The following is a 22,798-nucleotide window of genomic DNA, read 5'->3' on the forward strand; positions in this document are numbered from 1 at the left end:
GTAAAGTAATAGTTACGATAGTGTGGTGTGGATTCAAATCCACATTTTGTATTTTTCATAAGTGTATGATAAAAGGCATAAAAATTTCAAAATTGATGTTTTTTTGTTAAATTTTCATTTCGTTTTCATTTCTTTTCAATGACACCTAGTCTAAATATTAATCAGAGGTTCAGTTGTCCTGATTAATACAAAATAATTGAATTAATAATAAGAATAATGGAGTGTCAAAGTGAATTTATCCAAAATTACATTAACAACCCTCGCTGCTTTAGCCGTTGTACAAGTATCAAATGTGGCTGCCGCCGATAAAAAATATCTGAACCAAGAACCCAGTATTAGTAACGTGATTCAAAATACATCACCTACATTATTGGCTACCAGTCCTACACAATTAGTTGGATTAGGCGCGGGTAACGAGTTAGTTGTATTAAAAGAAGTAAATAGTAACAATGGTGATACTACACGTCGTTACCAGCAAATGTATCAAGGTTTACCGGTTATTGGTGATACAGTTAGTTTAACATTTAGTAGTAATGGGCAATTAAAACGAGCACATGGCGCGGCTGTCTACGATATTGATAGTGATGTTGACTCAGTTTCACCCAAAATGACTAAAAGTGTTGCTATAGCCAAGAGCTCACCTGCAACATTAATGGCTGATGGTCTTGAAAAGCACAACGAAACATCTCGATTAGCTATTTGGGTGGATGAACAAAATATAGCTCATTTAGTTTATGAAGTTACCTATGTAACTTATGGTGCCGCACCTTCACGTCCATATCAAATTATCGATGCAAATACAGGTGATGTACTTCACAGTTACGATAATATCCAGCATGCAGACGCGACAGGTCCAGGTGGTAACGCCAAAACAGGTCAATACATTTACGGAACTGATTTTGATTTTTTAGATGTATCTCAGTCAGGTAACTCCTGCACTATGAGTAACTCAAATGTAAAAACTATTAACCTTAATGGTGGTACAAGCGGCTCTACAGCTTATTCATTTACTTGTCCTGAAAATACTTACAAAGAAATAAATGGTGCATATTCACCACTTAATGATGCGCATTATTTCGGAAATGTAATTTTTAATATGTATAACGATTGGATTGGTACTCCACCTTTGTCATTCCAATTACAAATGCGTGTGCATTACAGCAGTAATTATGAAAATGCATTTTGGGATGGTACGGCAATGACTTTTGGTGATGGTCAAAATACCTTTTATCCATTAGTAAGCTTGGATGTTTCAGCCCATGAAGTAAGTCATGGATTTACTGAGCAAAACTCAGCACTGGTTTATAGCGGTAAATCAGGTGGCTTAAATGAAGCTTTTTCTGATATGGCTGGTGAAGCTGCAGAATATTACATGAAAGGGACAAATGACTGGTTAGTTGGACAGGATATATTTAAAGGTAATGGTGCATTACGTTATATGAATAATCCAACGCAAGATGGTAGCTCTATCGATAATCAAAGCAGTTATTCTTCAGGTATGGATGTTCATTATAGTTCTGGTGTATTTAATAAAGCGTTTTATAACTTAGCTACAACATCTGGCTGGAATACACGAAAAGCATTTGAAGTAATGGCGCGAGCTAACCAATTATATTGGACAGCAAGTACTAATTGGGATCTTGCAGGTAATGGTGTGATGGATGCAGCCTGTGATTTAAATTATGAAACGGATGATGTGCAAGCAGCACTTTTGGCTGTTGGTGTGTCTTCAAATGTAAGTTCAGGAAGTAATTGTACTTCAACAACTCCACCTTCAGACGATGAAATGCTTACTAATGGCGTAACACGTACAGGTATTAGTGGCTCAGCTAAAGAACAGATGTTTTTTGTATTAGATGTTCCAGCTGGCGCAACCAATTTACAGTTTAATACAGCAGGTGGAACTGGAGATGCTGACTTATATGTCATGTTTGGCTCAAAACCGTCACTAACTAGTTATGATTGTAAAAGTACTACTGCAACGAGTACAGAAACCTGTTCGATCAGCAGTGCTCAAACTGGCCAATATTATGTGATGGTTGAAGCATGGAATCAAATATCTGGAGTGTCATTAACCGGTAGTTATACTGATGGTTCTTCAGGCGGTACAGGTCCAATTGATCGCACTGAAAGTAACATCAGTGTTGCTAGCAATGCATGGTCTCGTTACACACAAGAGCTAGATGCTGGTTACTCATCTCTTGAAGTGTCTATATCCGGCGGTAGTGGTGATGCTGATTTATACCTGAATTTTGGTTCAGCTTCATCAACATCATCATATGACTGTCGCCCATATAAAAACGGTAACAGTGAAACTTGTACAATTGACAATCCTCAAGCAGGTACTTGGCATATAGATATACGAGGCTACAGTGCAGCAAGCAATGTAACACTGACAATCAAAGCTAATTAACACTAATCAACATTCTTCAAGGGAGCATTCGCTCCCTTTTTATTTCCAATTTATTTACTTCAGTTTATAAAGTAAATTTCGATTTATAGGAATTATTTCATGAAATACTCTTTATCAAATACCTGGATAGTTTTGTCTGTATTTATTACGAGTCATCCTTTGTTTGCGCAAGATTTATTACAGCAAGATGAAAATATTTGGATAACTATTGATCCGATTGCTGCAAAACATTACACCAATAAAAATTCACTAATTAACCCGAACAATAACGTATTACAAGCTCAAAATACTCTATTGGACACTGTCAATGTAATGGAGGTAAACCAACAGGATATAAACCAACTAAGTGAATTTATGCATGATAACTATCATCGATGTGGTGGATTTGTTGCGCACGATTCTTTGGCTGAAGCAAAGCTATATACACAACAATTAGCTAATGTAGAAAACCAAACTATAAATACACTTGCTGTTAGTTACAGCATTAATAATGGTCAAACGGTACAGCAACTCATTAATAGTATTAATTCGAGTAATTTAACTAACACAGTTGATTCCATGAGTGCCTTCTATAACAGATATTACACACAACAAACTGGTGCGGATGCATCTCAGTGGTTAAAAGATTACTGGCAGCAACTCGCTAGTGCTAGAAGCGATATTAGTGTCGATTTTTTCAACCACAGTTGGGCTCAATCATCAGTGATTGTAACTATACCTGGTAGTGAAAAAGCCGATGAGATCGTCATAATTGGTGGTCACTTAGACTCAATAAATCAATCAAATGCAAGTGATGGTCGCGCTCCTGGTGCAGATGATAATGGATCTGGAATCGCTGTATTATCAGAAGCGTTAAGAGCAATAGTTGATAACAATTATACCCCACAAAGAACGATTAAAATTATGGGCTTTGCTGCAGAAGAAGTAGGCTTAAGAGGCTCGAAAGCAATAGCCGAAGATTATAAAGCCCAAGGTAAGAATGTGGTTGGCATGGTGCAGTTTGATATGACAGGTAACTTTGGTAGTACAGAGGATATAGTCATGATGACAGATTATACGAATGCCGCTCAAAACCAGTTTTTGGGGCAATTAATCGATACCTATTTACCGACGCTGACTTATGGTTTTGACCAATGTGGTTATGGTTGCTCAGATCATGCGTCTTGGTATCAACAAGGTTTTGCAGCGTCCATTCCATTTGAATCTAGAATGGCTGATATTAATCCTCGAATACATACTGAAAATGATACTAGCTTTAACGCAGAACATGCCAGTAAGTTTGCAAAGCTGGCGGTAACTTATTTAGCCGAAATAGCTAAAAATAGTGGTGACGAAACGCCTCCAGCTACCAATGTATTAGAAAATGGAGTTACGGTATCTGGTATTAATGGAATAGCTAAAGAGCAAATTTTCTTTACCTTACCAGTACCAACTTCTAGTACTAATTTAAACTTTACTACATCAGGTGGCACAGGGGATGCTGACTTATACGTTAAGTTTGACCAACAACCTACATTACAAGACTTTGATTGCAAAAGTACGACAGCATCCAGTAATGAGAGTTGCGACATTAATAATGCGCAAGAGGGGACTTACCATGTAATGGTAGAAGCATGGGGTCAGATCTCTGGAGTGTCATTAACCGGTAGTTATAGTAATGGCTCTACAGGTGGAACAGATCCAATAAATCGCACTGAAAGTAATGTTAGTGTGGCAAGTGGCGTTTGGGCTCGTTACACACAAGAATTAGGAGTAGGTTATTCATCGCTTGAAGTGTCTATATCTGGTGGAAGTGGTGATGCTGACTTATACGTGAATTTTGGTTCAGCGTCTTCAACATCGTCATATGAGTGCCGTCCATATAAAAACGGTAACAGTGAAACGTGTACGATTGACAACCCTCAAGCTGGCATTTGGTATATCGATTTACGAGGTTATAGCTCAGCAAGTGGGCTTACACTAACAATCAATGCTCAGTAGGGAACCCCCAATCTCTATAAACTAAAAAACCAAGTATTACTTAAGTAATACTTGGTTTTAATTTTTATAATATAAAACGAATAATTCGTATTATATTATTACTTACCGCCTTTGGCGATGATCTCTTTAGCCATAATATCAGCTACTTGATAAGTAGGCATGTTATCGGCTTTTGCACGCTCAAAAATTTCAGTTAATGTATCGTATATTTCACCCACTTTTGCCGTTGCTCTATCGGCTTTGTAGCCATCTTCATCTTGTTCAAAGAAGATGTTAATAATACCGCCAGCATTTATTACATAGTCAGGTGCGTATAATATGCCTAACTCGGTTAACTTATCGCCATGGCGAGGCTCTTTAAGTTGATTGTTGGCACAACCCGCAACAATTTTTGCTTTTAGTTGAGCAATAGTATCATCGTTAATCGTTGCACCTAATGCGCATGGCACATAAATATCAACATCTAACGCGTATATTTCATCTAAACCAACCGCAGTTGCAGCGTATTGATTAACCGCTTTATCAATAGAGTCTTGGTTGATATCAGTAACAAATAACTTAGCGCCATCATTGTGTAAACGTTCACAAAGGTACATGCCAACTGAGCCTAAACCTTGAATTGATAGCTTAATACCCGTTAAGTCATCGCTACCAAATTTATGTTTGGCTGCTGCTTTTATACCTAAATAAGTACCTAAAGCAGTGAAAGGTGCAGGGTTACCGCTTTTACCTTCTAAACCAACAACAAAATCAGTTACTTTATTCGCGATCATAATATCACCAGTGGTGATATTTACGTCTTCAGCAGAATAATAAGCGCCATTTAGTTTATTTAATGCATGACCAAATGCGGTGAAAAGGGCATCGGATTTTAGCTTTTTAGGATCGCCAATAATAACCGCTTTACCGCCACCAAAGTTTAGTCCAGCCATGGCATTTTTATATGTCATACCTTTAGATAAACGTAAAACATCAACAAGAGCTTCTTCGTCAGATGCATAATTCCAAAAGCGACAACCACCAACACCAGGGCCGCAGTTAGTATTATGAACAGCAATGATAGCTTTTAAGCCAGAGGCTTTATCTGAGCAGAATACAACTTGCTCATGATCATCAAAATCAGGTAGAGAAAATACTGACAAAATAGACTCCAAATAGCATTATTTTAAAAAGCGCGACTTTACCAGAGCTATGCTGACAAAGCTACTTTGATTATGGATTGAAAATAGAGCTAACCTGATGAAACTGTAAAGATTTCGCTCTAATTTATAAATAATAAAACTCGATTTTAGCTAAGTATTCTGTCGAATACTGTGACTTATATTTACCCTTCTATATACCAATAGCCTTGATTGACTAAAGTGGTAATAAGTTGAATATTTTCTAACAGTTTTAATTCAGTTTTTAACTGTTCATTAGTAATCGTTTTTTGTTGATGTAATAACCTAATAAAGTCTATTTGATGTGACTCACAGATAAACTCCTCAGCACAACAGAAGAAGCTAGTTGTATTGTCACCACGGTAAATAGATGTTTCTACACCATTCACTTTATTGATATTAAGATTCGAATTAAAAAACAAATTAACTAAATAGTCCGATGTATGCTGTTCAACTTCCTCTGGTATATCAAGTTCTCTGCTAGGGGCGGTTAAACCTTGATTAAGGAATTTTTCAAAATGACCGTCGTTATTAATTAAATCGGTTAACAACAACTGCATTTGTTTCAGTTGAGTTTTATTAATTAGGCTATCAGCATTTTTATCGATAGATAAGTCGGTATCTTTAAATCGAGTTAAGCCAATTTCAGAGTCGATAACAAAGTCGGCAAAACCACTAATAAGCTCTTGTTGGCTCGGTGCTCTAAAACCAATGGAGTAATTAATAGCTGTCTCAATTGTCTCACCATTATGTGGGCTAAAAGGTGGGATATAAATAATATCGCCAGCTTCCAATACTTGATCAACAATGGGATCAAATTCATCAACTTGTAATAAGTCTTTAGTTTTTTCAGTTTGTTGTAATTGAGTGTTAACCGCACCCGCTCTCCAACGTCGTTTTCCTTGGCCTTGTACTATAAACACATCGTATTGATCTAAGTGGCTACCAACCCCAGCATTAGGCGTTGAATAAGACACCATCACATCATCAATCCGCCACTTAGGAATGAAATTAACCGCTTCCCTTAAGTCGAATACAGACTCAAACCAGCGGTCAACACCTTGCACTAATAAACTCCAATTGCTTTCACCAAGTTGATCAAAACTTTCAATTGGACCATGAGTCACTTTCCAATCATCGTTTTTATTGGTGACTAAACGCGAGTCGATAAAAGACTCCATTGCCAAACCTGCAACTTCGTCAGGGGCAATTGGATCCTGAAAGTTGACTAGCGCATTTTTTAATACGATTGGCTTTTTTTGCCAATATTCAGTGATGAACTCTTGCTTAGAGATGGTTTGCCAATTTATGTTCATAAGTGCTCTATGTGTGATTTTTTTAATCCAAACCAACATGTTGAATTGGATTAGATTTAAATATTGAGTAAGGCTAATTACAAGGTCATTAAAACGTATGTCATAAAAAATGCCAGTCAACGACTGGCATTCTTAATCTGACAAGTGACGTTTAGTGGTTAAACTAACTCGTCAATAAAGGCGATAGCTCGACCAATATAGTTAGCCGGTGTTAACAATTTAAGTTCTGCTTTAACGGTATCAGAAAGTTCTAAACCATCAATAAACTCAGCCATAACTTGTTGATTAACTTTTTTACCACGAGTTAAGTCTTTTAATTTTTCATACGGCTTTTCAATACCGTAACGACGCATAACGGTTTGAATTGGCTCAGCCAATAATTCCCAGTTATTGTCTAACTCGTCTAATAAATTTTGAGCATTCACTTCTAATTTGCTAATCCCTTTTAATGTAGCTTGGTAAGCAATAATAGAGTGAGCAACACCAACGCCTAATGTACGTAATACAGTAGAGTCAGTTAAGTCACGCTGCCAGCGAGAAATAGGTAATTTAGTGGCTAAGTGACCGTAGATTGCATTGGCGATACCTAAGTTACCTTCCGAGTTTTCAAAGTCGATAGGGTTAACTTTATGCGGCATAGTTGAAGAACCAATTTCACCAGCGATAGTTTTTTGCTTGAAATGCCCCATAGCGATGTAACCCCAGATATCACGATCAAAGTCGATTAATATAGTGTTAAAACGTGCCATAGCATCAAAGATTTCAGCAATGTAGTCATGCGGTTCAATTTGGGTTGTAAATGGATTAAAAGTTAATCCTAAAGACGTAACAAATTCTTCAGCATGTTTATGCCAGTCATGTTCAGGGTAAGCCGATATATGAGCGTTGTAGTTACCTACAGCACCATTGATCTTACCTAACATTTCAACGCTAGCTATTTGCTTACGTTGACGTTGTAAACGCACATAAACGTTTGCCATTTCTTTACCCATAGTTGATGGCGTAGCTGGCTGACCATGCGTACGACACATCATAGGTAATGCTTTGTATTCATTAGCTAAACGTTTAAGTTCAGACAATATCTTATCGCAATAAGGTAAAATAACGTCTTCACGTGCAGCTGATAACATTAAACCATGAGATAGGTTGTTAATATCTTCAGACGTACAAGCAAAATGAATGAATTCATTAATAGCGGTTAGTTCTGCATTATCTGCTACTTTTTCTTTTAAAAAGTACTCAACTGCTTTTACATCGTGATTGGTTGTCGCTTCAATGTCTTTTACACGTTGTGCATCAGCTTCACAAAAATTATCAACAATTGAATCTAATAATGCATTTGCTTGAGCAGAGAAGTTTGGCACTTCTTTAATCGCGTCAGTTGCGGCTAATTTTTGTAACCAGCGAACTTCAACAATGACACGGTATTTTACTAAACCGAATTCACTGAATATTGGACGTAATTCTTCAGTTTTGCTGCCATAACGGCCGTCTACTGGAGATATTGCAGTAAGTGCAGATAATTGCATGACTTTACTTTCCTATACGTGTTTAAAGTTAATGAATAGATGTTAATTCTTGATTAAACGATATGACATCTTGTAATACCGTTTTACGATTAAATATAAAGTCGCGTCGTTTCCCACCCATTTGACGCCATAATACCGCAGCTCTTACGCCAGATAATAATAAAGCTCGTACTTTATGTTGGACGCTCTTTTGCTGTAATAGGGCTGGGTTACCAATAACCTGGATTTTTTGACTTAGTGGACTTAATACTTCGCTATAACACTCAGCAAAGTTTTGAATAATACTTGGATCATCAATTTCAAAATGACCTAGGCGACGTTGCACATCTGTTAGCTTATCGGTTAATGCCGACAAGGCTGAACCGTTTTTTAGCAACTTTTTAGAAATAGACATAATACCGGCTAAATAACGAGTAACTTCGACGTCTTTCTTAGTCGCGTTGCCAGATAGTTGCAGTTGCACTAATTTTGCGCCATCAGCTAACACCTCAACTGAGCCGTAGACATCCAACACTGATTTAGGATCTGTGGTTGTAATGCCATTAAATAAACAGAGTAAACTGTCTTTATTTAAGATAACGCCTTTAGATACTTGTTGTATCATCAGAGCAGACTGGCACATGGCCGCTAATGCTATTGTTTGTGAACGTCGTGAAGTCATCGAATTATTAATATCCATATTATCGAATGTACTGCTCTATGATCCCGCCACCTAAACAAATTTCACCGTCATAAAATACAGCGGATTGGCCTGGTGTAACGGCACGTTGTGGTGTATCAAAAATAACTTTTATATTGCCTTCATCATCAGGGAACACTTCACAAGCTACATCTTCTTGACGATATCTTGTTTTAACTGTGTATCTGCCTTGTGACGGACCTTTATGATCTACCCAATTTAACTGATTAGCAATCAAACCATTTGAAAAAAGAAGAGGGTGGTTTTTACCTTGACCAACAATTAACACATTACGTGCTACGTCTTTATCTACCACAAACCAAGGCTGGTCTTTATATTCTTTTAAGCCACCAATCAATAACCCCTTACGCTGGCCTAAGGTGTGATACATCAAACCTTCATGCTCACCAATCACTTCACCTTCAGGTGTTTCGATTTTGCCTGGTTGAGCCGGTAAATATTTTTGTAAGAAGTCTTTAAATTTACGCTCACCAATAAAACAAATACCAGTAGAGTCTTTTTTATCTGCGGTGATTAAACCTTGTTGCTCAGCAATTTTACGCACTTCTGGTTTTTCTAATTCGCCAACAGGGAACAAGGTTTGTCCTACTTGTTCTTGACCAACCGCATAAAGGAAATAACTTTGGTCTTTATTTTGGTCTAAACCACGTAACATTTTGGTGTTATTGTCATCTCCAGTTCTACGCACATAATGACCGGTAGCAATATAATCAGCGCCAAGAATTTCAGCAGAGAATTGCAAAAACGCTTTAAACTTAATTTCTTTGTTACACATGATGTCTGGATTTGGCGTACGGCCAGCTTTGTACTCTTCTAAAAAGTGTTCAAAGACATTATCCCAATATTCCGATGCAAAGTTGACTGTGTGTAATTCAATGCCAAGCTTTTCGCACACAGATTCTGCATCTTTTAAGTCTTCAGCCGCCGAACAATATTCGTCGTTATCGTCTTCTTCCCAGTTTTTCATAAACAGGCCTTCGACCTGATAGCCTTGCTGTAGTAACAAGTAAGCCGAAACTGAAGAATCTACGCCGCCTGACATACCAACAACGACTTTTTTATTTGCATTAACTGAATTTGAATCTGACATAAAAACTTAAAAATTAAACCGTATAAAATTGGCGCGCATTCTATCATATAAGTCGGATGAAAAGTATTGGAATTGGTCGGTAAATATAAGTTTTTTAATAGTCAGTAAAACACAAGGGAGGAGAGGAACTGGATAAAGTTAAGACACTAAAAATAAATGATTAAATTACTTTTAGTGTCTTGTAATACGCAATAACGAGTGAAAGCATATTGGTAGGTAAATTAGTGAACAGATGAAACGATTGGTGAGTTAGGTTACTCGACAAATATTTCCATTTCTTCGCCTATTTTTTTACGTATTTCCATTAACTTTTTAGCAGTAGCATGTTGTTTTATATCGGCTTCTGTTTTCGGTATCCACTCTGGGATTTTTTCAGGCTGACCATTTTGATCAACGGCCACCATGATCACAATACAATGTGTGGTAAGGCGACGATTTAATGATTTAGGATCACAAGCGTTAACTTCTAATGCAATGTGCATTGATGAATTTCCTGTGTAAATCACTTTAGCTTCTACTTCCACTAAGCTGCCTACATGAATTGGAGCAATAAAACGTATTCCGCCAGCGTAAGCGGTAACACAATAGCGTCCACTCCAGCCAGCAGCACATGCATAAGCTGCTAAATCTATCCATTTCATTACAGCTCCACCATGAACTTTACCGCCAAAATTAACGTCTTGTGGTTCGGCAAGAAAACGTAGGGTGATATCACGTTGCGGTTGGCTCATATAAGTTATGCTCTGTTAGATTTAAATATAGGATTTATATTTGATATTAAATTACTTTCAATTAAATACCAAATTTTAACTTTTGTACTGGTATCGTTATTTAATAAGCGACACATAAGTTTTTATTTATTACAGGGTTAACACCTTGTATTGGCCATTAACAATATCGTCAATTGTCCATTCACCAACGCGATAACGAATTAATCTGAGAGTAGGGTGACCAATATGTGCGGTCATTCTACGAACTTGACGGTTGCGCCCCTCAGAAATAACAATCTCCAACCAACAATCTGGAATGTTTTTACGTTGACGAATTGGCGGCTCTCTGTCCCAAACAAGTTTAGGTTGCTCAATAATCTTAACCTGTGCGGGTTTAGTCATGCCATCATTGAGTTCAACGCCATCACGTAATTGTTGTAATTTTTCATCATTTGGTATGTTTTCAACTTGAACCCAATAACACTTAGTTGTTTTGTGTTGAGGGCTAGCTATTTTATTTTGTAATTGCCCATTATTCGTCAACACTAACAAGCCTTCACTGTCTCTGTCTAAACGGCCTGCCGGGTAAACACCAGAGATTGGAATATAATCTTTCAATGTTTTTCTGCCGTCAGCATCGGTAAACTGAGTAAGAACTTGAAATGGTTTATTGAACAATACCACTTGAGTTTGTTCAGGCGCTTTTTTGGGTTGGTAATTGCCTGAGTTAAATTTACTCTTCGGGTTACCTGATGTGCGGCCTAATTTATTAGTGCTTTTAGTCTGTTTACGAGGCATAGATTTGTTTTTATTACTTTTAAGGTTAGTCTTATTTGAAAAATTCATATCGGCTAATTGGATAAAATGCTTTCATTAATGCCCCGTATTTTATAGTATTCATACCCAAAATTCAGACTTTATTATAGTTTGTTTGGTATTGTTTAAATTTCGAACAATTATATGGGGTTTAACTGATTAAATTGGCTAAATGTTGTAATTAGACAACAAGTGTTGTTTTTTTATCCATTAAAACTAGTTGGTCAGACATTCACACTGCACAATGTAGGGAAAAGCAATGACATCTAAAATCATCTATACCAAAACAGATGAAGCGCCAGCTCTGGCGACGTATTCATTTTTACCAGTAGTTGAAGCGTATAGCGCTACAGCTGGTATTGAAGTTACAACAAGTGATATTTCATTATCTGCACGTATTATCGCAAACTTGTCGGATTTTTTACCTGACAACCAAAAGATAAGTGATGAATTAGCATACTTAGGAAAAGTAGCTAAACAGCCAGATGCTAACATCATTAAACTTCCTAACGTTAGTGCATCAATCCCACAATTAAAAGCAGCTATCGTTGAATTGCAAGCTCAAGGTTACGCACTTCCTGAATTTCCAGAAGAAGCCAAAACTGACGAAGAAAAAGCAATCAAAGCAAGTTATGCAAAAGTATTAGGTTCTGCAGTAAACCCTGTATTACGTGAAGGTAACTCTGACCGTCGTGCTCCAGGTGCTGTAAAAGCTTATGCAAGAAAAAACCCTCACTCAATGGGTGCTTGGGCTAAAGATTCTAAATCACATGTTGCTCATATGACTGACGGTGATTTCTTCGGTAGTGAAAAATCAGTAACCGTTGAAAAAGCAGGTTCAGTGAAAATTGAATTGGTTAAAGAAGACGGTTCAGTTCAAGTGCTTAAAAATGCATTTGATGTTTTAGCTGGCGAAATCATTGACGCATCATTTTTAAGCGTTGCAAAACTACAAGACTTTTTAGCAGTTGAAATTGCCGATGCAAAAGCAAAAGGTGTTTTATTCTCTGTTCATTTAAAAGCAACTATGATGAAAGTTTCTGACCCAATTATCTTTGGTCATGTCGTTAAAGCTTTCTACAAAGACGTATTTGCTAAACACGGAGCAACATTTGAAGCGCTTGGTGTTGACGTTAAAAATGGTCTTGGTGATGTTTACGCAAAAATTGCTACGTTAGACGCAGCTAAACAAGCTGAAATCAAAGCTGACATTGAAGCTGTTTATACAACTGCACCAGATATCGCTATGGTTGATTCTGATAAAGGTATCACTAACTTACACGTACCTTCTGATGTGATCATCGACGCATCTATGCCTGCCGCTATCCGTAGCTCTGGTCAAATGTGGAATGCAGCTGGTAAGTTGCAAGATATGAAAGCGGTTATTCCTGATCGTTGTTATGCTGGTATTTACCAAGAAACAATTTCATTCTGTCGTGAAAACGGTGCGTTTAATCCATCAACTATGGGTACAGTACCTAATGTTGGTTTGATGGCTCAAAAAGCAGAAGAATATGGTTCACATGATAAAACATTTGAAATCCCAGCTGCCGGTACAGTAAAAGTAACTGACCAAGATGGTAATGTTGTATTTGAACACGCTGTTGAAGCGGGTGATATTTACCGTATGTGTCAGGCGAAAGATGCACCAATCCAAGATTGGGTAAAATTAGCGGTTAACCGTTCACGTTTATCTGGGATGCCTGCGGTATTCTGGTTAACTGAAGAACGCGGACATGATGCTGAAATCATCAAGAAAGTTAATAAGTATTTAAAAGATCATGACACAGACGGTTTAGACTTACGTATTCTTACTCCTGAAGCAGCAGCTCGTTTTACACTAGCGCGTTTGAAAAAAGGTGAAGATACGATTTCTGTAACAGGTAATGTATTACGTGATTACTTAACTGATTTATTCCCAATTTTAGAGTTAGGTACGTCGGCTAAGATGTTGTCAATTGTTCCTCTTATGAACGGCGGCGGTTTGTTTGAAACGGGTGCAGGTGGTTCAGCGCCTAAACATGTTCAACAGTTTGAAAAAGAAAACCATTTACGTTGGGATTCTCTAGGTGAGTTTTTAGCGCTAGCAGCTTCTTACGAGCATTTAGCTAACACAACTAACAATGCTAAAGCGCAAGTTCTAGCGGATACGTTAGATAAAGCGACAGCTAAATTTTTAGAGAACAACAAATCTCCATCTCGTAAAGTAAACGAGCTTGATAACCGTGGTTCACACTTCTACTTATCTATGTACTGGGCACAAGAGTTAGTTGCACAAACTACCGATGCTGAGTTAAAAGCTAAGTTTAGTGACGTTGCTGACTTCTTTGCGGCTAATGAAACCAAAGTTGTTGCTGAATTAGCAGCAGTTCAAGGTTCACCAATGAACATTGGCGGTTACTACAAGCCAGACGATGCTAAAGGCTTTGCAGCTATGCGTCCAAGTATTACATTTAACGAAGGGTTAGCTTTAGTTAAGTAACCACTTAGTATTTGTAGCATAAAAAAAGCCAGAGGAATTCCTCTGGCTTTTTTGTTTGTTTGTTCGTGTGTTCTGACCCGTCCTGAAATGTGTTTTTAACTTTAGTGCATCTCTGAACGTTTCGGGTTTGTTAACTTAGACTCAACCCTGTCAATTTAACTGAAATCAATTAAACGTCGGTATCATTTAAACGTTTTTCAAAAAAAGCTTTTTCTTGCTCTTTAATTTCTTTTATTTTTGGTAAAGCAAGACCAAGTTCTCTGCCTCTGAATCTAGCAAAATAAGTATTACCAATAAATGCGCCCGTGAGTAATACAACTTCAATAATGATGAATCCAATGTTACCTGTGTAAGTCCATAACGATGTTAAACCATGGATATAACACCACATCAAAACAAAGTTGCTCCAGGCATAGGTATAAGGATTACCTTGAATTAGGCCTCTTACTGCGAACAACATAGGTACCCAAAACAAGGTCATTGGTATATATGGTGCAGCATCTGGATTTGGCTCTAAAATTACAAACAGTATTGGGTAATAAGCAACTAATAATAAGTAACTAGTTAAACCTAATAGTTTGAGCTTTTTTACAAATTGAGCCATAGGTGCATTTTTAAAAGCATCTTGTACATTTTCAAATTTTTGCATGTTTATTCTTTAAAGAGTTAAATTACTGAGAAAGTTTTTTAGCGGTTATCGCTAAGCGTTGACCAAGAGTTTTACAGATAGTAATTTCACTTTTGGTTAATTCATTGTTCGAGTTTAAACCCGACACGTGACTTGCGCCGTAAGGCGTTCCACCACTTGTTGTATTATGTAATTCTGGTTCAGAGTATGGCACACCCATTAATAACATACCGTGGTGTAACAGAGGTAACGACATAGAGAGTAGGGTTGCTTCGTTGCCACCATGCAAGCTTGAACTAGAGGTGAATACGCACGCAGGCTTGTCAATTAAATCACCGTTTAGCCAGTTAATTGAAGTGCTTTCCCAAAAGGCTTTTAATGGCGCGGCCATAGTGCCAAATCGACAAGGACTGCCCAGAGCAATTGCAGAACAAGATACTAATTCTTGCTCAGTGACATAAGGGTAGTCAGCATCTTCATTGTGATCATCACTCACGGTTCTGATCTTGGCTTCTACACCCTGTGACTCAATACCTTTAGCAATTTGCTTTGCTAAGTTCAGCACAGAGCCATGACGTGAATAATATAGGACTAAAACAAAAGGGGATGAGTTTGTCATATTCAATTTATAATATAGCTAGTACGTTTTCTGGAGGTCGGCCAATAGCCGCTTTGTCACCATTGATCACAATAGGGCGTTCTATCAATTTAGGTGTGTTGACTAAAATAGTGTAAATCTCAGCATCGGTTAACGATTGGTTATCCAATCCTGTCTCTTTAAATTCAGCTTCTTTTTTACGTATGATATCCCGAACGTTAACACCTAACTTTGTCACTATAGACGTTAATAGCTCGACAGTTACAGGTGATTTTAAATACTCAAAAACGTCAGGCGTAACGCCATTTTCTTCTAACAAAGCCAGGGTTTGTCGGCTTTTAGAACATCTAGGGTTATGGAAAATAGTGATACTCATAGATTAAAATCCTTTAATGTTTTTGATGTACTTGTCACGGTCACGGTATTTAATTTTAAGTGCTTCAATACGTTTAACTTCTGACTTCTGATCTTCCGTCAACACAGTTAATGCTATATCGGCTGACTTAACCGCGTTGCGGTAATCAGAGCGTAATGCGAATAACTCAGCACTGGTTATATGGTATCTAGCCATGTTTTCATCGGCTTTATATGCATCTCGTAACAGTTGTGTCGCTAAAAAATCGTTTGGTTTCGTTAATAAATAATATTCTAAAATACGAATCGCTTGTTTTTGTTTATTACTTTTTAGCAAAACATTAGCGTAGTTTAACGTAACTACAGAATTATTGGGTCTTAATTGATAAGCATAAGCTAATTTTTCTAGAATTTTCTCCGGCTTATTTTGTGCAATATATAAATCTGATTGAGCATCTAATATGTATAAGTTATTTGTTGTTAACTCTTCTAGCTGAGCGAGTAACTCTTCGGCTAAGTCTAATTTCTCGGTATCTAAATACGCTAAGGCTAACCCATATTGAGCTGCAAATTGTTTATTTCCTTGTTGCTTTTTTACTAGGTCTTTGAATATTTCGACAACATGATCTTTATCATAGATATAACGAGCCATCACACGAGCGCGCATTAGTAAAAAATCTAAAGAATCAGCATAAAACTTTTTAGTATATTGCTGAGCTCTAAGCTTAGCGTCAGTGACTCGAGAGTCAGCTAATGGGTGAGTAACTAAAAAAGGCGCTAACTTAGTTTGATACCTTTGTTGTTCTTGTAATTTACCAAAAAACTCTGCTGCCGCATAAGGGTCAAACCCCGCTGTTGCTAACACATTCATGCCAATATTATCGGCTTCTTGTTCATTACTTCGGGTGTAATTTATCATAGCCTGCTGTGCCCCAGCCGTAGTCGCCATCATTGAGGCCATCATAGCTTGTGGGCTAATTGCCGCCAGTAATATAGAGCCGACAATACCGGCTAAGGTCATATTTGAAGTTTGTGCGGAAGCTTCTTTTCTACGTGCTAAATGACGTTGAGTAACGTGAGCAATTTCATGGCCTAGTACTGAGGCTAGTTGGCTTTCAGTTTCTGCGTTAGCAATTAAGCCTGTATGTACACCAACATATCCACCATAGAATGCAAAAGCATTAATATCAGGACTGTTTACCACAAAGAAAGTAAAAGGGAAGTTTACATCTTTAGAGTGTGCCACCAACTTATTGCCGACAGAGTTAATGTACTCTTTCACGAGTGGGTCGTAGAGTAATGACGCACGGCCTTGTAATTGGTTAAATATAACCTCTCCAAGCTGCTTCTCTTTTTCAATACTTAATACCGTTAATGCTGAAGCGCCCAAATCTGGAAGTTCATTATTAGCGGCAAAAGAGGATGCCGCTGAAAATAAACCTACGGAAATGGCAAAGGCGGTAACGGTTGAGGTAATTTTTTTATACATAAACTACTTTTATTTTCTCATTTGATTTTTGTAGGATACTGATTCAGTAAGATATTACAAATCACCATCTAGAGTTTGGCTCTTAATGACATCATCAGGTGCCAAATTTGGATTAGAGCTTTGTACATTGAATGCATCTTTTATCGACATACCTTTAACTGCGTATACATCAACTTCTTGTTTTAACGTGGTAATTATATTATTCACTACATTAAAAGCATGGACGATAAGTGCCATATCGGCTTCATCACCATTTTTATTATTAAATGCGATGAACTTATGCAATTGAGATATCCGTACCAATACTTTCATGTGAGACGGGTCCCAAACATCAAATTCCATGTTTGGATCGCCACTACGGTATTCATCAATCAGTATGTCTTTGATGTAAGGCAGGGCAATTAGTTCATAACCTTGTCTATTAAATACATGGTAAAGACAAATACGCGGCTTTTTTAAAGGCTGTGTTAACTCAATATGGCCTATTTTATTAATATCAATGGATGGGTCTATACCTAAATTATCGTAATTCCAATTACTGCGATCAACGATTTTTTTATAGGCATTTTCAAAACCATGACTGATAAAGCCTTCAGATTCCGCTACAGCATTGGCGATAAGATGAAAAAAAGCAGGCGTTTCACCCCAGTTTATTTTCTTTTTATAGGCGTTAATATCCTTAATCGTTGGATTGACAGGCAATAGCGGTGTGTCAGGATAATTAGCCATAATAAAAATACTACTCTTTAAATTACTTTAACTACAAGTATTCAGTATTGTGGTAAATTAATGAAGTAAAAAATAATTATATTAGCTTTAATTTATGATATTTAATGGAAAAGGGCTTAAATGTCCTTTGGCATTCGTAAAAGCCAAACAATACTTAATTAAAAATAACTCTAAAGAATTTATGTTTGATGATGAAATTAGCCTATACAATTTTACATCTTACCTAGATAATCAAAACATAATTTATCAGTCTCAATCTTTATGTGACTGTGTGAAAGTAAAGTTGGCTGACGATAGCAGCATAAAGTAAAGGACCCAATAAGACATGTTCGACGTATTGATCCAGTGGTACAAGAAAAACTTCTCAGATCCAAATGCCGTAACTTTAATGTTGGTTATTGTATTAACCGCATTAGTGATCACTTTATTTGGTCAATTATTGATCCCGGTATTTGTAGCGTTAGTCGTTGCATTTTTGTTGGAATGGCCGGTCAAAAAGGTAACTAAGTTAGGTTTAAATCGAAACCTAAGCACAACCATTGTTATTGCCATATTTATTGGTGTGATGACCATGGTCTTTGTTTTGGCTATTCCAGTTATTTGGAAACAAAGTATTGGTTTAGTTAAAGAATTGCCAGACATGATGGTGTACATAAAACGTTATATTTATACCTTACCAGATTTATATCCAAGTCTTGACCCTGCACTTATTACTAATTTAGTTAATAATTTTGATACTAAACTAGTCTCGGTGTTAGAGAGTTCGGTACAAGCTGTGGTGTCTTCTTTAACTAATGTCGTCGCCATACTCGTTTATGTAATTTTAGTGCCTATGATGGTGTTCTTCATTCTAAAAGACAAAGTTAAATTATTAGCCGGCTTTGATAGAATAATGCCGGTTAAACGACGTTTGATCACTCAAGTAACAACAGAGATGAATGAGCAAATCATTAACTATATTCGCGGTAAAATGATTGAGTTAGTGATTGTTGGTACCGCCACTTATATTGCATTTGCAATTATGGACTTACGTTACGCTGCTGTATTAGGTTTGTTGGTTGGACTGTCAGTGTTAATTCCTTATATTGGAGCCGCTGCGGTAACGGTACCTGTAACCATTGTTGCGTTATTTCAGTTTGGTCTAACACCAGACTTTTATGCGGTCATGATCGCTTACGGCGTTATTCAAACACTCGACGGTAACTTATTAGTTCCTTTATTATTTTCAGAAGCTGTTGACTTAAATCCTGTTTATATCATAGTCGCCGTTCTATTCTTTGGTGGTTTGTGGGGATTTTGGGGCGTGTTTTTTGCTATACCTTTAGCATCGTTAGTGAAAGCGGTTATAAATGCTTGGGCAGGGAAAAGCGAACCTGATGCTTTAGAAGCAAGTGATTGTAAATAATAGTATTGTTATTTACACACCTGTTATTTACACAGCTATACCGCTGAGACATTTAGGTAAGATAAGATAATATAAATAAAAAAGGCTTCTATTATTTAATAGAAGCCTTTTTTGTATGTAATACAGTTTATTTAAACTAATTACTTAGCTAAATCCGCCAACACATCTAATACAACCTGATGATGGTCTTTAGTTTTAAACTTATTAAAGAAATGTTTGATAGTGCCGTCTTGGCCAACCAAAAAGCTTAAACGATGAATTCCGTCGTATTCTTTACCCATGAATTTTTTTAAGCCCCATACACCAAAATCATCAGCAACACCGTGGTCTTCGTCAGATAATAATGGGAAGTTCAATTCATCTCTTTCAGTAAACTTAGTTAAGCGTTTAACGGCATCTGGGCTAATACCAACAGCAACCGTATTTAATTGGTCTAACTGCTGTTTAACGTCTCTTAAGTTTTGTGCTTGCACCGTACAGCCTGGTGTCATCGCTTTTGGGTAAAAATAAACTAAAACCTGTTTGGTTTTTAATGTTTCTGCTAAATCAAATATGTCGCCATTTTGATCTTCAAGTTTAAACATTGGAGCTTTGTCGCCTACATTAAGTGTATTCATGGTTTTATTCTGCTAATTAGTTATTTAAATTATAGTTATCTGTTCCGCGCTTAAGCCAATAATTAACATGATTGGCATAAGATAAAGTGCTTACACAGCAAGATATAAATATTACTGCTCAATAGTAATTGGGCTAAATGTACAAGTCATACTTAGAGTCTGACATAAAGCTTCACAACCAGATATGATGGTATCAAGTTCGATTTCGTCGGTTAAACCTATGTTGATTTCAGCGATTTGCCATTCTTTACCATCTTTATTGGTGGCTTTTGACTTTAAGCTACTAACACTTACTTTATGTTTAGCAAAAAAGTTGGTTAGTAAACGGATAGTACCTGAGCTATCTGGTCCATCAAAAATAACTTGATATCGAGCTCGTTCCAGACCTTTATGAGTCGTGGTTCTTTTCATCATAGTTAATAAGTTAAGCGACATCGCTAGCGGAGGAAGTTGTACTTCCAACTGGGCTAATGAGGCATTGTCGCCAGCTAATAACATGATCATAGTAAATTCACTACCAAATATAGCCATTTTACTGTCTAAAATATTACATTTACATTGTGTGATTAAGCCAGTTAATTGGCTTACTAAGCCGGTTCTATCTTTACCGATAACGGTAAGTACTAAATGTTTGGTTGGTGTAGTAGAAAGCGACGAGCTCATTGTATAAAAATCACAGTATCTATTGTTTTATGTCGGGCAAGTTTAACATATAAGGATAAAAACACACCAGAAGGTTGAAAGACGCTTGTTTTGTTATCTATGCGTGAGTAACATAGCCCGCTTAATATCAGGAGGGATCATGTCATCCACAGGAACTAATAATTTTTCAGGTTGTTTTGTCGCATTAATCACACCTATGTTTGAAAATGGTGATGTTGATTATACTGGCTTAAAGAAATTGGTAGATTGGCATATAGAAAGTGGTACTGATGGCTTGGTCATACTAGGTACTACAGCGGAAACTGCCACATTAACTGAGCAAGAACAAGCTCAGGTATTAGACGTTGCAATTGCACAAAACCAAGGTCGTTTACCACTTATTGTTGGTAATGGTTTAAATTGCACCCGTTCGACAGTCGAGAAAACCAAAAAATTAGACAACTTAGCGATAGACGGTTATTTAACCGTGACACCTTATTATAATAAACCAAGCCAAAAAGGCATGGTTGAACATTTTAAAGCGGTTGCTGCGGCAACACGTAAACCGATTATTTTATACAATGTGCCTTCTCGTACCGGTGTTGATTTAAGTAATCAGGCTGTATTTGAGTTAATGGAAATTGATAATATTGTTGGTATTAAAGACGCCACTGGTGATTTATCACGTGTTAGCGCGATGAAACAACAGGACTCATCATTTTTGTTATTTGGTGGTGATGACTTAACATCTCAGCATTATTTATCTTTAGGTGGTGACGGTGTTATTTCGGTAACTGCGAATGTTGAACCAGAATTAATGCAGAAAATGGTTAAGGAAAGTATTGCCGATAACCAGAAAGATGCAGAATTATACGATGAAAAGCTTTGTTTATTGCATCGCGATTTATTTATAGAGCCAAATCCAGTACCTACTAAGTGGGCATTAAAAGAAAAAGGCTTGATTTCTAGTGATATGGTTAGATTACCTTTGGTTACAATGGAACCAAATAACCATAAGACCATCAAACTAGCTTTACAACACGTAAATTAGTCATTCGGAGTACTAAGTGAATTTTATCAAATTGGCAGCTGTATCAGTTGTATTATCGGTTACCACGGCTTGTTCATCTTCTTTTGATGATCAAAAAGACAACGCTGAAAATAGAAAGTCAGGTTTAGTTATTCCAGCTGGATTTAGTGACCCTAAGAAAAGCAGAGAGTATGACTTACCAAAGGTTAAAGCTTCTGCTGATGTAGAAGGGGAAGTTACTTCACCTACAACCGTACTCGTTATATTTGAAGGCAGTTGGATAGATTTAGAAGATAAACATCCAGCAAAAATAAAAGTAGAAAAACCTGAATTAGTTGAAGATTTTCCTACTTTCATTGACCAAGGCATACAATCATATGCAGAACAAAACAATTTAACCTTAACAAAAAACAGTACGGGTTATCGAATTGAGCATCTTATTCAAGAAGATGACGGTTATTGGTTTTTTGAAGACTTAGTGGATGTTGAAAGCTTTGCTTACAACCTAGTGGTTAACATGAAGCCACACGGACGTAGCGGTGAAATTTACATCGACATGTTAAATTATGAAAAACTGAGTTCAGATTTAGCACCAAATCATGTTGCTAGCTATAGAAAAGAAGCGTTAGCGGTACAGTCATTAAACGACGTAATGTTAGAGCTAGACTATATTTACCGTGTTAAATTATTAAAAGAGCGTGCGTCTTTAGATATCACACTTTCACTAGTGAAAAACGTATCGGGTAATTATGTTATTAGCACGCAGCAAGATATGAAATATGTATGGTCACAAATTGATAGCATTATTGAAGACATGGGCTTTGATATTGACGACTCAGACGAAGATTTACATATATTTGATGTGACATATAGCAAATCAAATGACTCATTTTGGAATCGCTTATTCAATTCAGATCACTCAGGTAAATTAGATATTGAACCTGGTAAGTATGAAGTTGTATTAAGCTCAAGCACTACAGGTATTCATATTAGCTTCCGCTCTAAGAAAGGTTCATTCTTAGACCAAGCAAGCATGGAAAAACTGTTCGAAATAATGATGCAAATAGTAAAAGAAGATGAAGCCGAGCTTTAATCTTTAACCACTAATTT

The 22,798-nt window shown here is 36.9% G+C and carries 20 protein-coding genes; 6 read left to right on the forward strand and 14 right to left on the reverse strand.

Features of this window, described 5'->3' with window-relative positions; all coding sequences use genetic code 11:
- The first annotated feature begins 229 nt into the window (after positions 1-229).
- Positions 230-2,413: a M4 family metallopeptidase gene (locus BTO11_RS10740; protein ID WP_105052599.1), complete on the forward strand. Its 2,184-nt coding sequence runs from the start codon at positions 230-232 to the stop codon at positions 2,411-2,413.
- Positions 2,414-2,512: 99 nt separating this feature from the next.
- Positions 2,513-4,393, forward strand: coding sequence for a M28 family metallopeptidase (locus BTO11_RS10745; protein ID WP_105052600.1), 1,881 nt, complete (start codon positions 2,513-2,515; stop codon positions 4,391-4,393).
- 98 nt (positions 4,394-4,491) lie between these two features.
- On the opposite strand, the gene BTO11_RS10750 is transcribed toward BTO11_RS10745, so the two are convergent.
- From BTO11_RS10750 to BTO11_RS10780, 7 genes are all read right to left on the reverse strand, one after another.
- The gene (locus BTO11_RS10750; protein ID WP_105052601.1) at positions 4,492-5,535 is read right to left on the reverse strand and encodes a Leu/Phe/Val dehydrogenase; all 1,044 of its coding nucleotides are present in this window, start codon (positions 5,533-5,535) and stop codon (positions 4,492-4,494) included.
- A 182-nt stretch (positions 5,536-5,717) separates the two neighbouring features.
- Complete coding sequence (locus BTO11_RS10755; protein ID WP_181135888.1) at positions 5,718-6,869, reverse strand: cupin domain-containing protein; 1,152 nt, start codon at positions 6,867-6,869, stop codon at positions 5,718-5,720.
- Between the two features lie 158 nt (positions 6,870-7,027).
- On the reverse strand, positions 7,028-8,398 hold the full coding sequence (purB, locus tag BTO11_RS10760; protein ID WP_105052603.1) for an adenylosuccinate lyase: 1,371 nt from the start codon (positions 8,396-8,398) through the stop codon (positions 7,028-7,030).
- A gap of 28 nt (positions 8,399-8,426) precedes the next feature.
- Positions 8,427-9,059 carry a high frequency lysogenization protein HflD gene (gene hflD / locus BTO11_RS10765; protein WP_181135889.1) on the reverse strand — a complete coding sequence of 211 codons (633 nt, stop codon included), beginning with the start codon at positions 9,057-9,059 and terminating at the stop codon, positions 8,427-8,429.
- A gap of 19 nt (positions 9,060-9,078) precedes the next feature.
- Positions 9,079-10,188, reverse strand: a complete 1,110-nt coding sequence (gene mnmA, locus BTO11_RS10770) for a tRNA 2-thiouridine(34) synthase MnmA (RefSeq protein WP_105052605.1) — start codon at positions 10,186-10,188, stop codon at positions 9,079-9,081.
- A gap of 254 nt (positions 10,189-10,442) precedes the next feature.
- On the reverse strand, positions 10,443-10,919 hold the full coding sequence (locus BTO11_RS10775) for an acyl-CoA thioesterase (protein WP_105052606.1): 477 nt from the start codon (positions 10,917-10,919) through the stop codon (positions 10,443-10,445).
- A gap of 129 nt (positions 10,920-11,048) precedes the next feature.
- A complete protein-coding gene (locus BTO11_RS10780; RefSeq protein WP_105053738.1) occupies positions 11,049-11,696 on the reverse strand; it encodes a pseudouridine synthase in 648 nt (215 codons plus the stop codon).
- A 277-nt stretch (positions 11,697-11,973) separates the two neighbouring features.
- Between BTO11_RS10780 and BTO11_RS10785 the strand changes: the two genes are divergently transcribed.
- Entirely contained in the window at positions 11,974-14,196 is a 2,223-nt protein-coding gene (locus tag BTO11_RS10785) for an NADP-dependent isocitrate dehydrogenase (protein ID WP_105052607.1), read from the forward strand.
- A 169-nt stretch (positions 14,197-14,365) separates the two neighbouring features.
- Here the strand turns inward: BTO11_RS10785 and BTO11_RS10790 are convergent, their stop codons facing one another.
- The 5 genes from BTO11_RS10790 to BTO11_RS10810 are packed head-to-tail and all read right to left on the reverse strand — an operon-like array spanning position 14,366 to position 17,994.
- Positions 14,366-14,845 carry a DUF2069 domain-containing protein gene (locus tag BTO11_RS10790; protein WP_105052608.1) on the reverse strand — a complete coding sequence of 160 codons (480 nt, stop codon included), beginning with the start codon at positions 14,843-14,845 and terminating at the stop codon, positions 14,366-14,368.
- Between the two features lie 22 nt (positions 14,846-14,867).
- Positions 14,868-15,443, reverse strand: coding sequence for an NAD(P)H:quinone oxidoreductase (gene wrbA, locus BTO11_RS10795; protein ID WP_105052609.1), 576 nt, complete (start codon positions 15,441-15,443; stop codon positions 14,868-14,870).
- A gap of 7 nt (positions 15,444-15,450) precedes the next feature.
- Positions 15,451-15,798 carry an arsenate reductase (glutaredoxin) gene (gene arsC, locus BTO11_RS10800; RefSeq protein ID WP_105052610.1) on the reverse strand — a complete coding sequence of 116 codons (348 nt, stop codon included), beginning with the start codon at positions 15,796-15,798 and terminating at the stop codon, positions 15,451-15,453.
- Between the two features lie 3 nt (positions 15,799-15,801).
- On the reverse strand, positions 15,802-17,265 hold the full coding sequence (gene bepA / locus BTO11_RS10805; RefSeq protein ID WP_105052611.1) for a beta-barrel assembly-enhancing protease: 1,464 nt from the start codon (positions 17,263-17,265) through the stop codon (positions 15,802-15,804).
- A 54-nt stretch (positions 17,266-17,319) separates the two neighbouring features.
- Positions 17,320-17,994 (reverse strand): hypothetical protein, encoded by a 675-nt coding sequence (locus BTO11_RS10810; RefSeq protein ID WP_105052612.1) that lies wholly within the window; start codon positions 17,992-17,994, stop codon positions 17,320-17,322.
- Between the two features lie 325 nt (positions 17,995-18,319).
- On the opposite strand from BTO11_RS10810, the gene BTO11_RS10820 reads away from it, so the two are divergent.
- Entirely contained in the window at positions 18,320-19,399 is a 1,080-nt protein-coding gene (locus BTO11_RS10820) for an AI-2E family transporter (protein ID WP_105052614.1), read from the forward strand.
- 140 nt (positions 19,400-19,539) lie between these two features.
- Here BTO11_RS10820 and bcp read toward each other — a convergent pair whose 3' ends face one another.
- Both bcp and BTO11_RS10830 read right to left on the reverse strand, forming a co-directional pair.
- A complete protein-coding gene (gene bcp / locus BTO11_RS10825) occupies positions 19,540-20,016 on the reverse strand; it encodes a thioredoxin-dependent thiol peroxidase (protein ID WP_105052615.1) in 477 nt (158 codons plus the stop codon).
- Between the two features lie 111 nt (positions 20,017-20,127).
- Positions 20,128-20,679, reverse strand: coding sequence for a glycine cleavage system transcriptional repressor (locus BTO11_RS10830; RefSeq protein WP_105052616.1), 552 nt, complete (start codon positions 20,677-20,679; stop codon positions 20,128-20,130).
- A 139-nt stretch (positions 20,680-20,818) separates the two neighbouring features.
- Here BTO11_RS10830 and dapA point away from each other — a divergent pair, with 139 nt between their 5' ends.
- Together dapA and bamC are read left to right on the forward strand one after the other, a co-directional pair.
- A complete protein-coding gene (dapA, locus tag BTO11_RS10835) occupies positions 20,819-21,709 on the forward strand; it encodes a 4-hydroxy-tetrahydrodipicolinate synthase (protein ID WP_105052617.1) in 891 nt (296 codons plus the stop codon).
- Positions 21,710-21,725: 16 nt separating this feature from the next.
- A complete protein-coding gene (gene bamC, locus BTO11_RS10840) occupies positions 21,726-22,781 on the forward strand; it encodes an outer membrane protein assembly factor BamC (RefSeq protein WP_105052618.1) in 1,056 nt (351 codons plus the stop codon).
- The last annotated feature ends 17 nt before the right edge of the window (positions 22,782-22,798 follow it).

It is taken from the genome of Psychrosphaera saromensis (assembly GCF_002954545.1).
Taxonomy (GTDB): Bacteria; Pseudomonadota; Gammaproteobacteria; order Enterobacterales; family Alteromonadaceae; genus Psychrosphaera; species Psychrosphaera saromensis.

Bases quoted from the DNA above. Each gene is read 5' to 3' on its own strand.
- BTO11_RS10745 (WP_105052600.1), top strand. From the start codon at position 2,513: ATGAAATACTCTTTATCAAATACCTGGATAGTTTTGTCTGTATTTATT.
- BTO11_RS10755 (WP_181135888.1), bottom strand. From the start codon at position 6,869: ATGAACATAAATTGGCAAACCATCTCTAAGCAAGAGTTCATCACTGAA.
- purB (WP_105052603.1), bottom strand. From the start codon at position 8,398: ATGCAATTATCTGCACTTACTGCAATATCTCCAGTAGACGGCCGTTAT.
- hflD (WP_181135889.1), bottom strand. From the start codon at position 9,059: ATGACTTCACGACGTTCACAAACAATAGCATTAGCGGCCATGTGCCAG.
- mnmA (WP_105052605.1), bottom strand. From the start codon at position 10,188: ATGTCAGATTCAAATTCAGTTAATGCAAATAAAAAAGTCGTTGTTGGT.
- BTO11_RS10775 (WP_105052606.1), bottom strand. From the start codon at position 10,919: ATGAGCCAACCGCAACGTGATATCACCCTACGTTTTCTTGCCGAACCA.
- BTO11_RS10780 (WP_105053738.1), bottom strand. From the start codon at position 11,696: ATGCCTCGTAAACAGACTAAAAGCACTAATAAATTAGGCCGCACATCA.
- BTO11_RS10785 (WP_105052607.1), top strand. From the start codon at position 11,974: ATGACATCTAAAATCATCTATACCAAAACAGATGAAGCGCCAGCTCTG.
- BTO11_RS10790 (WP_105052608.1), bottom strand. From the start codon at position 14,845: ATGCAAAAATTTGAAAATGTACAAGATGCTTTTAAAAATGCACCTATG.
- wrbA (WP_105052609.1), bottom strand. From the start codon at position 15,443: ATGACAAACTCATCCCCTTTTGTTTTAGTCCTATATTATTCACGTCAT.
- arsC (WP_105052610.1), bottom strand. From the start codon at position 15,798: ATGAGTATCACTATTTTCCATAACCCTAGATGTTCTAAAAGCCGACAA.
- bepA (WP_105052611.1), bottom strand. From the start codon at position 17,265: ATGTATAAAAAAATTACCTCAACCGTTACCGCCTTTGCCATTTCCGTA.
- BTO11_RS10810 (WP_105052612.1), bottom strand. From the start codon at position 17,994: ATGGCTAATTATCCTGACACACCGCTATTGCCTGTCAATCCAACGATT.
- BTO11_RS10820 (WP_105052614.1), top strand. From the start codon at position 18,320: ATGTTCGACGTATTGATCCAGTGGTACAAGAAAAACTTCTCAGATCCA.
- bcp (WP_105052615.1), bottom strand. From the start codon at position 20,016: ATGAATACACTTAATGTAGGCGACAAAGCTCCAATGTTTAAACTTGAA.
- BTO11_RS10830 (WP_105052616.1), bottom strand. From the start codon at position 20,679: ATGAGCTCGTCGCTTTCTACTACACCAACCAAACATTTAGTACTTACC.
- dapA (WP_105052617.1), top strand. From the start codon at position 20,819: ATGTCATCCACAGGAACTAATAATTTTTCAGGTTGTTTTGTCGCATTA.